The organism is Reyranella sp. (assembly GCF_030651995.1).
Lineage (GTDB): Bacteria > Pseudomonadota > Alphaproteobacteria > Reyranellales > Reyranellaceae > Reyranella.
Genome location: NZ_JAUSBN010000050.1, coordinates 38,389 through 52,579, shown reverse-complemented (window position 1 = coordinate 52,579; position 14,191 = coordinate 38,389). Strand labels below are relative to the sequence as shown.

Genomic DNA, 14,191 nt, shown 5'->3' with positions numbered 1-14,191 from the left:
GACTTGGCGGATCGAATGGCCGGCCTGGTGTAGCTCGGCAACCTTGCCGCGCTCTTCAAGACTGAGCTGGTCGTATTGTTCGCCCATTGCAACACCCTAAGCTGGTGTTGCACTTCGTTTGTGAATTCAGGGGGACCTTTGACCCACATGCGATAGCCTGGTCGGCCTGCCTCTACTGTGAGGCAGACCGGGGCGCTCCTGGCTACTTCGCGTACTTGCCCGTGAGTTGCGGCGTGTGCGGGCCTTCGCCCCCCTTCTCCTTGTGCTCGAGGCGCGTGGTGCGGGCCCAGGTTCGCTTGAGCTCGTCCTTCACGTTGAACTTCAGCGTGCCGATCTTCTCGACCGTCAGCTCGATCCTGTCGCCGTCCATGAAGGAATGGAGACCGCGATGGTTGGTGCCGGTGGCGACGATGTCGCCGGGCTCCAGCGTGTGAATGGAACTCACCCACTCGATGATGCGCGGGATGTGGTGCGCCATGTCGGAGGTGTTGAACTTCTGCATCACCGTGCCGTTGTTGGTCAGCGTGATGGCGAGATTCTGCGGATCGGCGATCTCGTCGGCGGTCACGATGCAGGGACCGATCGGCGCGAAGGTGTCGCGCGACTTCATCTGGAAGAAGACGTTGCCCGGCGGCGGCAGGCCGCGGGCCGAGCCGTCGATGAAGCAGGTGTAGCCGAAGATGTGCTTGAAGGCGTCGGCCGGCGCGACGCGCGTCGCACGCTTGCCAATGACCAGCGCCATCTCCGCCTCGCCCTCGAAGATCGTGGCCGGCGCGTCGGGCAGCACCATCGTGTCGCCGTCGCCGATCACCGCGGTCGCCGCCTTGTGGAAGGCATTGATGGCGGGCTTCTCCGGCAGCGTGCCGTCTTCCATGTAGTTCACCGCCATGCAGACGATGTTGCCGGGCTTCGGCACCGGCGGACGCAGCTTCACGCCGGATACGGGCACGCCCTTGCCGTCGGCGGCGGCCTTCTCGACCTTGGCCTTGTAGGCGTCCCACCGGGCGATCAGACCGACGATGAGATCCCGCGCATCGAGATGCGGGATGTCCTTCACGGCGTCGGTCACGTCGACCACCTGGTCGCCCTTGATGACGCCCAGGCGGTAGTCATTGAAATAGCAAAGCTTCACTTCTTCTCTCCCTCTTCGAGCACTTTCCTGGCGACGTTGGCGGCCGACATCGCGGTCGGCCAGCCGGAATAGAATGCGAGATGCGTGATGAGCTCGATCAGCTCGTCCTTGGTAACCCCATTGTTGATGGCACGGGTAAAGTGTCCCGTCTGCTGTTCGGTACGGTTCATCGCCACCAGGGCTGCACACGTGATGAGACTGCGGTCGCGCTTCGACAGCCCGGGCCGCTCCCACACGTCGCCGAACAGGACATCGTCGGTAAGCTCGATCAACTTGGGCGCGAAGGAACGGAGTGCATCGCGCGGATTGGGAGCCGGCGGGCTGGACATGGAAACTCTCCTTTTCAGCATCGGAAGACGAGGCTAGCGTTCCTCCAAAGAGCGGAGGAAACAATGGCCGTCATCAAGGCTGCGGAATTTGCCTGGCCCCGTATGGAGGCGCCCGACCTCGACCAGATGGAGGAGTTCCTTACCCATTTCGGCCTCGTCCGCGCTGAGCGAACGCCCACGGCGCTCTACATGCGCGGCACCGACGATCACCCTCACCTGCATGTCACGCACAAGGGGGGCACGAAGTTCATCGGCTTCGCCTACCACGCCGCCGATGAGGAGGACCTGAAGCGCCTCGCCCAGTTGCCCGGCGCCTCGGGTATCGAAACCCTCGACGAGCCGGGCGGCGGCAAGCGCGTGCGCCTGACCGAGCCCAACGGCTACCAGATCGAGGTGGTGGCCGGGCAGAAACGCGTCGAGCCGATCAAGGTCCCCCGTGACGAGCATAACACCGCCCGCGAGCCCGGCCGCCGCGTGGGACGGGTGATGCGGCTCGGCAAGTCGCCCACATCGATCCAGCGCATTGGGCACGGCGTGCTTTCGTCGCCCAGGGTCACGGAGACCGTGGCCTGGTTCCGCGAGACGCTGGGCATGATCCGCTCCGACGACGTCTATGTCGGCGAAAAGGACAACATCATCGGTTCGTTCAATCGCCTCGACCGCGGTGACGCTTACGTCGATCACCATGTCTTCTTCTGCAATCACAATCCGAAGGCCGGCCTGAACTACGTCTCCTACGAGGTCCAGGACATCGACTGCGTCTTCCAGGACCACGAGTACATCAAGCGACTGGGCAAGTACGACCATATGTGGGGCATCGGCCGTCACCTGCTGGGCAGCCAGGTCTACGACTACTGGTGCGATCCCTGGGGCCGCGTCCACGAGCGCTGGGCCGACACCGACCGCCTGAAGGCGGCCAATGGCGGCAATCTCGTCAGCGCCGAGGAAGGCTTCCAGTCGCAATGGGGCGACCGGCCGCCGGACCGTTTCCTGGGTCACGCCAGCCCCTAGGGTCGCTACCTGGTCTTGAACTTGTCCGGCAGGCGCTCCTCGTTGCCGAGCGCCACCTTGCGCACGCCTTCGCTGTCGGGGCTGGGCGGGAAGCCTTCGGAGGCACGCGGTGCCGGCGTCTCGACGACAGTGTTCGAGAGGCGGCCGACGCCCGTCACCTCGATGTCGATCGTGTCGCCCACCTCCAACGGACGGGAGTTGGCCGGCGTGCCGGTCAGCAGGATGTCGCCCGGCAGGAAGGTAATGTGGCGGGCGAGATCGGCTATCAGGTAGCCGCAGTCGAAGATCTGCTCGCTGACCGCGCCCTCCTGGACCATCTTGCCGTTCTTGTAGCTGCGCAGCGTCGACTGTCGCACGTCCACACCCGACACCAGGCCCGGCCCGATCGGGCAGAACCCGTCCATGCCCTTCACGCGCAGCATCGAGCCGGCGTCGGTGTCGCGGAAGTCGTGGCAGCCGAAGTCGTTGGCCGGCGCGAAGCCTGCGATGCAGTCCCAGGCCTCCTCGCGGCTCACGTTCTTGGTGACCTTCGAGAAGACGACCGCCATCTCGCCTTCGTAGTTCACGTACTTGTAGCCCTCGGGCTTCACCAGCTCGCCTTTGTGGGCGTTGAGCGCGGTCAGCGGCTTCTGGAAATAGGTCGGCGTCTTGGGCGGCACGTGGGTGTTGTTGAACTCATAGTAGCGCGAGATGTAGTTCACATGGACGCACAGGATCTTGGTCGGATTGCACGGCGGCAGGTGCACGACATCCTTCTCGTCGGCGGTGCGGCCGTCGGCGAAGACGATTTTTCCGTCCTTGAACTCGACCCAATAGGCGCTGCCGCCCTTCATGACGTGACGGATTTCCCTGCGCGGTCCCTCTAGAACACTCATCTCAGCCAACTCCCCTCACAGAACATCGAACCAGACATGCACATTGCCGGTACCGGCCGCGTTCTCGTACTCCGAGAGCTGCGTGCCGCGGGCACGACAATCCCTGCCGCCCAGCGCCCCCATCATCTGCGCGTAGTGCGCGCCGCGACCTTCGTACTTGGCCGCCTCCAGCTCCGGGAACCGGTCGAGCACGCTGTCGTGCCGCCCCTGCTTCCAGAGCGCAAGCACCTCCATGTCGAGCGCGCGGTTCTCCGGCTCTGACACATTGTCCGGATGCCAGACCCTCGGATTGGGCGGCACATGGTCGAGATCGTAGAACTTGTGGCTCATCGCGCCCGAGGCCAGCAGCACGACCCTCGCATCCGAGCGCCGGATCGCCTCGCCGACGACCTCGCCCATCTGCAGGAAGTGTTTCAACCTGGCCGTCTGGCAGGTGCCGACGCTCAGCACCTTCTCGCCGCGCCCGAGATAGTGGATCACGTTCAGCGTCGGGTAATGGACCGGCAGCGTCTCCTCGACGACGTTGCGCGCCGCGACCTTCTTCTCCTATGCCACCTTCTCGACCTCGGCGGCCAGCGCCGGCGCGCCAGCATGATCGTACGGAAAGCGCGTCATCGAGAACGGCAGCTCGTCGGACGTGTAGGTGCCCTTGTAGTGCGCCGCGCCCGCCACGAGGTGCAGCGAGGTGGTGAGCCAGTGCGTGTCGAACAGCACGAAGGTATCGGGCTTCACCTCGTCGATCTTCGCCCGCACGCGCTCGAAGCCCTCGACAAGGTCCGAGTCGCGACCGTTTCCACGCTGGACCCTGATCTCCTTCGGTTGGACCAGGCCGGGATGGTGCGAGACGATGGCCGCGCCGACGATCTGTCCCATGGCCTTAGGCCTCCTTCGCCGCCTGGATGGCGCGCCAGACATTCTCCGCCGTGGCCGGCATGACCATGTCCCGGACGCCGAGCGGCGCCAGCGCGTCGATCACCGCGTTCATCACCACGGGCATCGCACCCACTGTGCCCGCCTCGCCCGCGCCCTTGGCACCCAGCGGATTGTACTTGGTCGGCACAGGGTTGGATTTGACCTCCATGCTGCACATCATGTCGGCCCGCGGCATCGTGTAGTCGAGGAAGCTCGCGGTCAGGAGCTGGCCGCTCTCGCGGTCCCAGATCACCTGCTCGCCCAGGATCTGGCCGACACCCTGGGCCACGCCGCCATGGATCTGCCCCTTGAGGCCGATCGGGTTCATCACCGTGCCGACATCGTCGACCACGGCGTAGCGGTCGAGCTTTACTTCGCCGGTCTCCGGATCGACCTCGACCTCGCAGATGTGGCAGCCGTTGGGATAGGTGTCCTTCTCGCCGAGATAGGTGGCGTTCTCGTAGAGACCGCCCTCGAAGCCGGTCTTGGGCCACTTGGTGGGGTTGAACGCCGCCATCGCGACCGCCTTCAGCGTCACCATCCTGTCGGTGCCCGCCACCTTGAAGATGCCGTCGGCAAACTCGATGTCCTGCTCGCCCGCCTCGAGAAGATGGCCGGCCAGCCGCTTGCCCTTCGCAATCACCTTCTCGGCCGCCATGAACAGCGCCGAGCCGCCCAGCACCGTCGAGCGCGAGCCGTTGGTGCCCATGCCGAAGGCCACGCGGTCGGTGTCGCCGTCGATGAACTGGACGTCATAGGGATCGATGCCCAGCCGCTCGTTCAGGATCTGCTTGAACATGGTCTCGTGGCCCTGCCCCTGGGCCTTGGTGCCCATCAGCAGCGCCGCCGTGCCCGCCGGATTGAAGCGGATCTCGGCATATTCGGGTTGGGCCGTGCCGGCCGCCTGCTCGATGGCGTTGATAATGCCGAGCCCGCGCAGCTTGCCGCGCTTCTTCGACTCCTCGGCGCGCGCCGCATAGCCTGCCACGTCGGCGAGCTTCAGCGCCATGTCCATGTTCTTCTCGAACTCGCCGCAGTCGTAGTACGGCCCGACCGGGCTCTGGTACGGCAAGGCCGCTTCGGACAGCATGTTCCTGCGCCGCAGCTCGACCCGGTCGACGCCCAGCTCGCGCGCTGCATCGTCGATCAGGCGCTCGATCAGGTAGATCGCCTCCGGCCGCCCGGCGCCGCGATAGGGCGCCGTCGGGTTGGTGTTCGAGAGCACGCCCACCACGTTGATGTAGGCCTTGGGGATCAGGTAGACGCCCAGCACCGTGCCGATCATGCCGAAGGGCGCCAGCAGGTTGCGGTCGGAGCCGACATAGGCGCCGATATTGGCCAGCATGTTGAGGCGCAACGCCACGAACCTGTTGTCCGCGTCGAGCGCCAGCTCGATCTCGCCGACATTGTCGCGGCCATGCTCGTCGGCCATCACCGCCTCCGAGCGTTCGCAGCACCATTTGACCGGCCGCAGCAGCTTGCGGGCCGCCCACAGGGTCAGCCGGTGCTCGACATACTGCCAGCCCTTGGTGCCGAAGCCTCCGCCGACATCGCCCGTGATCACCCGCATCTTGCTTTCGGGCACCTTGAACACGTTCTGCGCCAGCATGTTGCGCACGCGGTGGGGATACTGCACGTCCGCATAGAGCGTCATGCGATCCTCGCCCGGGTCGTAGACGCCCAGGGTGCCGCGCGGCTCCATGTACTGGGCATGCACGCGCGTGATGACGTAGCGGCGCTTGATGACCTTCGCGGCGCCCTTGATCGCCTCCTCGGTCGCGGCCTTGTTGCCGCGCTCGATGAAGTTGGAGATGTTGTCCGGGCAATCGTCCCATACGGCCGGCGCGCCGGGCTTGACCGTGTCTTCGGTGAGCGTCACCGACGGGATCGGCTCATAATCTATCTCGACCAGCTCGGCCGCATCCTTGGCCTGGGCGAGCGTATCGGCGATCACCATCGCCACCGGATCGCCGACGTAGCGCACGCGATCGACGACCAGCGCCGGCCGCTGCGGCGCGAACATCGGCTTACCGTCGGGCCGCTTCCTCGGCATGTTGGCCTTGGGCATGCCGAGCCCGTCGGCCACCACGTCGTGGCCGGTGAGAACCGCTGCCACGCCCGGCGCCCCGGACGCGGCCTTGGTGTCGATGGACCGGATCTTCGCGTGCGCGTGCGGCGAGCGCACGAATACGGCGTGGGCCTGGCCCGGGAGATTCACATCATTGACGAAGCGGCCCTGCCCGCGCAGCAGGCGCGGGTCCTCGAAACGCAACACCGGCTGGCCGATTCCATACTTGCTCATGAAGCTCTCTCCCGCGAACGCTCGAACTGACTGACTCTAGGACTGGCTGACGACGTGGGCGAGCGGGCGCCAGCGCGCAATGTCCGCCTCCACGCGTGCCCGGAACTCGGCCGGACTGGTAACGCGCGTGTCGTTGCCCAGCTCTTCCAGCTTGGCCTTCACCTCGGGCCGCGCCATCGCCTGCTTGAACGCCTCGTAGAGGCGATCCCGGATGGCGGGTGGCAGGCCGGCTGGCGAGGTGAAGCCCAGCCAGGACACGACATCGTAGTCCGGCACGAGAGTTTCGGCGATCGTCGGGACATCCTTGAAGCCCGGATGCCGCTCCTTGGAGGTGACCGCGAGCGCGCGCATCTTGTCGGTCTTCATCAGCGGCTGCGCACTCGAGAAAGTCGCGACATGCATGTCGAGCCGGCCGCCGACCAGGTCGTTGTACGGCGCTCCCATGCCGCCCTTGTACGGAACGTGGACCATCTTGGTCCCCGTCTTCTCCAGGATGAGCTCCATCGCCATGTGCAGCGTCGAGCCGACCCCCGATGTCCCGTAGGTGATCTTGCCCGGCTCCTTCTTCGCTTCGTCGAAGTAGGCCTGCACCGTCTTGAAGCGCGAGTCCGGCGCTACGCAAAGCACGAAGGGGAAACGTGTCACGATCGAGATGAAGTCGAAATCCTTCAGAAGATCGTAGCTGAGGCTCCGGTCGGTCGCCGACACGACGGCCTGCCCGCCGGTCATCAGGTAGAGCGTGTAGCCATCGGGCTTCATGCGCGCGATCTGGCTGGCCGCCAGCCGCTCCGCCGCACCGGGCCGCGGCTCGATGACGATCTGCTGCCCGAGGATCTCGGTCAGCGGCCCGCTGAGATGACGGGCGATCGTGTCAGGGTTGGAGCCGGCGTCGTAGCCGTGCATCAGGCGAATGGTCTGCGACGGGTAGGCCTGCGCACGCGCAATCACGGGTGCGCCGACCGCCGCCGCCGCGGCAGACATCAGCAAAGTCCTGCGTCTCATTTTTCCTCCTCCTGGTTTCCATTGTTCGGGCCGCTGTTATCCCAACGGTCCCATGAACGTCTGATCGGCGTAGGTGTCGGACATCGGTTCGATCGCCTCGGGCCAGTCCTTGCCGACCTTGCGGCGCAGCTCGGCCGGGCGCGGTTTGCCGTCCCAGCCGATCCGTTCCATGTAGTAATGCAACATCAGGCAGTGTCCGGCCGGATCGAGAATGTGCGCGGCGTAGTCGACACCGGGGTAGAGTTCCGGCGGGATGGCGTCGGTGAAGGGCACGCCCTGCTTCTTCAGGAAGCTCACCGCGTCGCGAAGCTGCTGGTAGCTGCCGACCTCGACGCCCATCGAGGCGCAACTCGTCTCGGGGTTCAGCCCCAGCTCGCCGCGCAGCGCCTTGGGGAACAGCGACAGGGAATGGTGCTCGCTGCCGTTGCGCAGGAAGACGCAGCGATGCCCCTTCCAGGTCACGACCTCGGTGCGAATGAAGCCCATCGTCTGCGTGTAGAAGGCTTCCGACGCGCCGACGTCCGTCACGAACAGGCTCATCGGCCCGATATTGGTGACCTTGAACGGCCGCGGCAGGCGTGTGCCGGCGACGACATATTCCTCGCCGGTTCGATCCTGGATGACGTTGCCGGCATTGATATCGATGCCCTTGGCGATGGCGTCGCGCACCTCCTGCTCCTCGGAGATCTGCGGCAGCTCCGGCGTTTCTCGGAAGGCGCGGTAATACATCGACTCCGGCTTGGACCGGCCGTCCCAGCCGATCTGCTCCATGCCGTAATAGAGCTCGACCGTGTGCCCGTCGGGATCGCGAATGTAGGTGTGCCAGTTGCTGCCCGGCATGTCGCGGCCGACCCGGCGGATCTCGACGTCCCGATCGCGGAAATAGTCGGCCGCGGCGAACACCTCGTCCATCGTGCCGACCTGCCAGGTGATCTGGTTGACCGTGACGTCGCGCGAGACGGCGTCGTCGCCGAAGATAGCCCCCAGCGATTTGTGCGCCAGCAGGAAGGCGTGATGATCCGAATTGTGGCTCATGAAGACGATGCGCGGGTCCTGCAGCCGCTTCGCCATCTCCTCGCGTCCCGGCACCTTGGAGAAGTCGCGCGTGTCGGTGACGCGGAAGCCCAGCAGGCGGGCATAGAAATCGAGCCCCCTGTCCATGTCGGCGACGTTGAAGCCGAAATGGCCGAGCCGGCGGATCTTGAACGGCCGCGGATAGCGCACGCCGCCGACGTCGTAGGTGGTTGGCTTCTGAATCGTGTCCATGGTTCCCTCCTCAGCTCTTGCGACGCTTGCCGGGCTTCAGCACGCGGGCATTGCCGCGGATCAGTCCGGGAACGTCGGCGACCGCCTGCTCGACGGTGGTACGGATGTGCTGCTCCAGCAGGGAGCAGGCGAGATCGGAGTCGCGCGCCAGCACGGCGTCGCGAATCTCGAGATGCTCGTTGCGGCGGTGCAGCCGGCTGTGGATCATGGTCAGCCAGTGGTACCGGCGGGCCTGGTCGAACAGCTCGCTCCGGTAATGCAGCGACCAGGGCGAACGGCAGGTCGCCACCAGCGCGTCGTGATAGCGCTTGTGGCGTTTGCCCCACTCCTGCTTCACCGACAGCGGATCGTCCTGCTTGGGCGCCCCGAGTTTGCTCAGCAGGAAGTACGAGCTGACGATCTCGGCTTCCCAGGCATCGGTGCCGTGCCGGATCGCGTCGGCCAGCGTCTTGGTCTCGAGATAGACCCGCAACTCGGAGAGATCGAGGAAGTCGGCCAGCGAGATCGGCGAAACCTGGAACCCGCGTCCCGATTCCGTGCGAGCGAGGCCTTCCGACACGAGATGCGACAGTGCCTCGCGCAGGGTTCCGACGCTGGTGTCATAGCGCTGGCGCAGCTCGCCGAATTTCAGCTTCTGGTCGGGCTTCAGGACGCAGCACAGGATATCCTCGCGCATCTTGCGCAGGACGTCGAAGGTGGCGGCGTCCTCGCGGCTGACATCCTGCGGCGCGGTGGTCGCCGCCAGGTTCTCGTTGGCGCCCTCGAACGGAGCGGCGGGCAGAACTTTGGCCATGAAGGCTCCTCAAACTCCCAGATAGGCTTCGCGGATGTGCGGCTGCTTCAATAGCTCGTCCGGCAGGCCGGTGGCCACGATGCGCCCCTGCTCCAGCACATAGGCGCGGTCGGCGACGCCCAGCGCCTTCAGCACGTTCTGCTCGACCAGCAGCACGGCGGCCCCCTCGTCGCGCACGCGGACGATGATGTCGAACATGTCGTCGACGATGGTCGGCGCGAGGCCGAGTGACGGCTCGTCGAACAGGACGATCCGGGGCTGCGCCATGAGGGCCCGGCCGATCGCCACCATCTGCTGCTGCCCGCCCGACAGTTCGCCGGCCGGCTGGGACCGCTTCTGGCGCAGGATCGGGAACAGGTCGTAGACGCGTTCCAGCGACTGCGCCCGCGCCGCCCGTGGCCCCGGCAGATAGCAGCCCAGTTCGAGATTCTCCTCGACCGTCATCTTGGTGAACAGCCGCCGCCCCTCGGGCACGAGGGCGATGCCGTGGCTGCAATAGCCGTGCGGGCGCACGCGCTTCATGTCGGTCCCATCGAAACGCAACTCGCCCTGCCGGCAGCGCAGCATGCCGGCGATGGCGTTGATCAAGGTCGTCTTGCCCGCGCCGTTGGGTCCGATCACCGACACGATCTCGCCGGCATCGACGTCGAGCGAGACGTCCCACTCCGCGGGTGCGTCGCCGTAGCCGACATGGAGGTTGCGGACTTCAAGCAGCATAGGCCTTGCCGAGATAGATGCTGACGACGCGCGGATCGCGCATGACTTCGCGCGGGGCACCCAGCGCGAAGAGCTTGCCTTCGTTCAGGACGGCCACCCGGTCGGAAAGCTCGACCACGGCCCGCATGAGATGCTCGACGAACACGATGGTGGCGCCCTGCGCGCGGATGGCCCGCACAAGCCGGATGGCATTGTCGACCTCGGCCGGATTGAGCCCAGACAGGACCTCGTCGAGCAGCAGCAGCTTGGGCTTGGCCGCCAGCGCGCGGGCCAGTTCCAGGAACTTGCGCTCGTGCAGGTTCAGCGCGGCCGGCAGCGCCTCTTCCTTGCCGGCGAGCCCGGTGAAGCCGATCCAGTGCAGTGCTTCGTCCCTGATCTCGGTGGCGGTGCGCGGCGGCCCGCCGAAGGTGGCGGCCATCGCCACGTTGTCGAACACGCTCATGTTCGCGAACGGTCGCGGGATCTGGTAGGTCCGCGCCACGCCGCGGCAGGCGATCTCGTGCGCCGGCAGGTGGCCGATCTCCGCGCCGTCCACCGTGATCGTGCCGCCGCTGAGCGGATAGAAGCCCGAGATGACGTTGATCAGGGTGGTCTTGCCGGAACCGTTTGGCCCGACCAGCCCGAGGATTTCCCCCTCGCGCACGTCGAGGTCTACTCCTGCCAGCGCCTGCAGGCCGCCGAACCGCTTGGCCGCTCCCCTCGCCTCGAGGAGGTTGCGCGTGCCGATCCGGGGCGGCGTGACCGGTACGACCGGCACCACGGCAGCATGTGGTTTCTCTTGGACGGGCCGCCGCGGCTTCAGCCACGCCTTGAGCGCCGGCACGATGCCGTCCGGCAGCCAGAGGATGGCCAGGATCAGGATCAGGGCAACGATCGCGCGCCCCACCATTGCCTCTCCGCCGCTGATGAAGGCGTAGAGAAGGGTCGTGATGATCGTCGCCCCGACGGCCGGGCCGAACCAGTTGCGCGAGCCGCCCAGCACGCTCATCAGCACGACGTAAAGCGGCACGGTGAGTTCGAAGGTGCCGGCGACCGTGAGGAAGCCGACATACATCGCATGGATGCCGCCCACGGCACCCGCAATGCCCGCCGACAGCGCGAAGGCGACCAGTTTGTAGCGGAAGGTCGGCACGCCCTTGGCTTCGGCCACATCCTCGTCGTCGTGGATGGCGAACAGGCCGAGGCCGAGCCGCGAATGGGCGACCCACCACGCGATGCCGAGCGTGAGCACGCACATCGCGAAGCCCAGCACGTAGATCGTGCCGGTCTGGGTCGGCATCAGATTCGGCATCGGCACGGCGCTCATGAAAACGCCGGCGCCGCCGTCGATCGGCGTGTTGAGGATGATCGTGGCGATCACGAAGGTGACCGCGAGCGTCAGCAGCGCGAACAGCTCGCCGCGCAGCCGCTTCATGCGGAACACGACCGCGCCGATGCCGACGCCCAGCAGGGCCGCCATTGCCGCCGCGATCGGCACCGTCAGGAGGAACGGCACGTCCGCCTTGGTCGTCAGCGTCGCGGTCGTGTACATGCCGACACCGAAGAAGGCAGCATGCCCCAGGCTGAAATAGCCCGCGAACCCCGAGAGCAGCGCCCAGCTCGTCGACAGCGAGATCCAGAAGAAGACGAGATAGAAGAACGAATCGTAGAAGGCCGGCAAGCCCGCGGTCGGCAGGATCGCGAAGACAGCAATGCCGAGGACCGCCGCGACCTTGGGAATTGTATGCCCCGTGGTCATGACCACTCCGGGTCCCACAGCAGGATGGCGATCAGCACCGAGAAGGAGACGACCGGCGCCCAGGCGGGACTGATGACCGCCATGGCGATCGACTCGCTGGCGCCGATCAGCAGGCCGGCGAACAGGGCGCCCAGCGGATTGCCGAGCCGGCCGATGATCACCACCGCGAAGACGACACCCAGCCAAGCCCAGATCTGGGCCGGCGCCAGGGTCGCGATCAGGGCGATGAAGGTGCCGGCGACGCCGGCATAGGCCGCCCCGATGCCCGAGAGCAGATAGGCGAGCTTGCGGTGATCGACGCCGTAGGCGGCCGCGATGTCGGCATCCTCCGCGCTGGCCCGCAAGGCCTTGCCGACATAGGTCTTGCGCAGCCACAGCCACGTGCCCCAGGCCAGCACGCCCGCCACCAGGCACAGGATCAGCTCCAGCACGGGAATGTAGAACGGCCCGGCCTTGATCGACCAGGTCGCGTAGTGCGTCTCGAAGCGGCGGTAGTCCGCCGTCCAGTAGAGCTGGATGCCGACTTCGAGCATGACGGCGAAGCTGAAGGTGATCAGCAGCGAGCCCAGCTCGTTCACCTTGAAACGCACGAACACCCAGTGCTGCGCCAGGCCGATCGCGAACATGGCCGGCACGATGACCATCACCGACCACCACGGGGCGACGTGATAGGTCGTACCGAGCTCGTAGGTCAGGTAGGCCGCGAGGAAGGCGAGCGCGAAATGGCTGAGATTGACCAGCCGCAGCAGGCCCCAGCTCAGGCTGAGACCCAGCGCCAGCAATCCATACATCCCACCGGCCAGCACGCCCGAGATCAGCGCCTGGCCGAGAAGCGTTGCACTTGGCATCCGACGTTACGGCCCGATCAGCTTCACGCCGGGCGCGGCGAACTCCCGCGGCCAGACGACCTTCCATTGCTTGTTCTGCACCTGCCGGATGAGCTGCGCCGGGGCGCCGTGATTGTAGAGGCCATCGAACTTCATCGGCCCGTAGATCGTGTTGACCACGTTCTTCTTCAGGAAGGCGGCGATCTGCTTGTCCTCGAGGCTCTTCGCGCCGTTCACACCCTGCTCGAGGATCTGCCACTCAGAGACCATGCCGGCGGCCTGCGCATCGATCAGCGGATACGGCAGGTTGGCCTTGGTCGCGCGCTCCTTGTAGGCCGCGGCGATCCTGGCGACACCGGGCCGGCTCATGAAGGGCTCGTCCGGCTCGAGGAAGGTCGACGACCAGACGAGATTGCCGTCGGGCGACAGTGCCAGCGGCCCCGGCGCGGGATAGAGATGGAAGCTGCTCTTGGGCGTGTAGTCGAGCTTGCGCAGCGCCTCGAGGACCTGGTTGCTCTCCAGTCCCAGCGATCCGACCCACAGGAAGTCGGCATTGGCCTCCTTCACGCGCGCGGCAATGGCGCCGAAGTCGCGGTTCCCGGACTCGTATTCGAGATAGAGTGGCACCTTCACGCCGCGCTTCTCCGCCTCCACCTTCATGCCCTGCGCCATGAATTGGGCCGAGGGGAACTTGCTGGTCAGGATGACCATGCTCCTGGGCGGCGTCGGCAGGCTGGCCATCGCGTCCAGGATCACGTTGGGATAGGTCTTGTCCGGTTCCGGTCCGAACGGCGTCGCCGGAAATGCCATGTCGTAGGTCTGCAGCTTCGGGATGCCCATGCTGCTCTGGATGATGACCTTGCCGTAGCGTTGGGCCACGCCCATCGCCGCCAGGATCGGCGCCGTCGCATAGGGGCCCTGGATCAGGTCGACCTTGTCGACCGTGATCAGCTTCTCGTAGAGGCTGCGCGCCACGTCCGGCTTGGATTGGTCGTCGAGCAACACGTACTCGACCGGCCGCCCGAGGAAGCCGTCGCGGCTGTTGATCTCCTCGACCATGATTTCCGAGGCGATCTTGTGGATGACAGCGGTCTGCGCCAGGAAGCCCGTCAGCGAGAGCGTGCCGCCAACGCGCACCGGCTTGCCCGAAGGCGCTGCTCGTCCGATCACCGGCGCCGCCAGCATTGCCGTCGAGCCCAACAATCCTGCCAAGACATGGCGACGCCGCCATGAGCCCACCCGCTCACGCATCCGTTTCCTCCTTCGACGTTTATTGATTTGAACGTC

12 protein-coding genes and 1 pseudogene are annotated in these 14,191 nt (G+C 65.9%); 1 reads left to right on the top strand and 12 read right to left on the bottom strand.

Features of this window, described 5'->3' with window-relative positions:
• Positions 1-202 precede the first annotated feature (202 nt).
• Together Q7V45_RS15170 and Q7V45_RS15165 are read right to left on the bottom strand one after the other, a co-directional pair.
• On the bottom strand, positions 203-1,132 hold the full coding sequence (locus tag Q7V45_RS15170; RefSeq protein ID WP_304853598.1) for a fumarylacetoacetate hydrolase family protein: 930 nt from the start codon (positions 1,130-1,132) through the stop codon (positions 203-205).
• Positions 1,129-1,461 carry a carboxymuconolactone decarboxylase family protein gene (locus Q7V45_RS15165; protein WP_304853596.1) on the bottom strand — a complete coding sequence of 111 codons (333 nt, stop codon included), beginning with the start codon at positions 1,459-1,461 and terminating at the stop codon, positions 1,129-1,131. The genes Q7V45_RS15170 and Q7V45_RS15165 overlap by 4 nt, the downstream gene beginning before the upstream one ends.
• Before the next feature lie 63 nt (positions 1,462-1,524).
• Here Q7V45_RS15165 and Q7V45_RS15160 point away from each other — a divergent pair, with 63 nt between their 5' ends.
• Positions 1,525-2,472, top strand: coding sequence for a hypothetical protein (locus Q7V45_RS15160; RefSeq protein WP_304853595.1), 948 nt, complete (start codon positions 1,525-1,527; stop codon positions 2,470-2,472).
• A gap of 5 nt (positions 2,473-2,477) precedes the next feature.
• Here Q7V45_RS15160 and Q7V45_RS15155 read toward each other — a convergent pair whose 3' ends face one another.
• The 10 genes and pseudogenes from Q7V45_RS15155 to Q7V45_RS15110 all read right to left on the bottom strand — a co-directional run bounded on the left by Q7V45_RS15155 (position 2,478) and on the right by Q7V45_RS15110 (position 14,155).
• Positions 2,478-3,347, bottom strand: a complete 870-nt coding sequence (locus tag Q7V45_RS15155) for a fumarylacetoacetate hydrolase family protein (RefSeq protein WP_304853594.1) — start codon at positions 3,345-3,347, stop codon at positions 2,478-2,480.
• Positions 3,348-3,362: 15 nt separating this feature from the next.
• Positions 3,363-4,220: pseudogene (locus tag Q7V45_RS15150) on the bottom strand (hypothetical protein).
• Positions 4,221-4,224: 4 nt separating this feature from the next.
• The gene (locus tag Q7V45_RS15145; protein WP_304853593.1) at positions 4,225-6,561 is read right to left on the bottom strand and encodes a xanthine dehydrogenase family protein molybdopterin-binding subunit; all 2,337 of its coding nucleotides are present in this window, start codon (positions 6,559-6,561) and stop codon (positions 4,225-4,227) included.
• Positions 6,562-6,597: 36 nt separating this feature from the next.
• On the bottom strand, positions 6,598-7,563 hold the full coding sequence (locus tag Q7V45_RS15140) for a tripartite tricarboxylate transporter substrate binding protein (protein ID WP_304853592.1): 966 nt from the start codon (positions 7,561-7,563) through the stop codon (positions 6,598-6,600).
• A gap of 36 nt (positions 7,564-7,599) precedes the next feature.
• The gene (locus tag Q7V45_RS15135) at positions 7,600-8,829 is read right to left on the bottom strand and encodes a VOC family protein (RefSeq protein WP_304853590.1); all 1,230 of its coding nucleotides are present in this window, start codon (positions 8,827-8,829) and stop codon (positions 7,600-7,602) included.
• Between the two features lie 10 nt (positions 8,830-8,839).
• Positions 8,840-9,622 carry an FCD domain-containing protein gene (locus Q7V45_RS15130; protein WP_304853587.1) on the bottom strand — a complete coding sequence of 261 codons (783 nt, stop codon included), beginning with the start codon at positions 9,620-9,622 and terminating at the stop codon, positions 8,840-8,842.
• A gap of 9 nt (positions 9,623-9,631) precedes the next feature.
• A complete protein-coding gene (locus tag Q7V45_RS15125; protein WP_304853585.1) occupies positions 9,632-10,339 on the bottom strand; it encodes an ABC transporter ATP-binding protein in 708 nt (235 codons plus the stop codon).
• A complete protein-coding gene (locus Q7V45_RS15120) occupies positions 10,329-12,077 on the bottom strand; it encodes a branched-chain amino acid ABC transporter ATP-binding protein/permease (protein ID WP_304853582.1) in 1,749 nt (582 codons plus the stop codon). The genes Q7V45_RS15125 and Q7V45_RS15120 overlap by 11 nt, the downstream gene beginning before the upstream one ends.
• A complete protein-coding gene (locus Q7V45_RS15115) occupies positions 12,074-12,925 on the bottom strand; it encodes a branched-chain amino acid ABC transporter permease (protein WP_304853580.1) in 852 nt (283 codons plus the stop codon). The genes Q7V45_RS15120 and Q7V45_RS15115 overlap by 4 nt, the downstream gene beginning before the upstream one ends.
• Positions 12,926-12,931: 6 nt before the next feature.
• The gene (locus Q7V45_RS15110) at positions 12,932-14,155 is read right to left on the bottom strand and encodes an amino acid ABC transporter substrate-binding protein (protein ID WP_304853575.1); all 1,224 of its coding nucleotides are present in this window, start codon (positions 14,153-14,155) and stop codon (positions 12,932-12,934) included.
• Positions 14,156-14,191 lie beyond the last annotated feature (36 nt).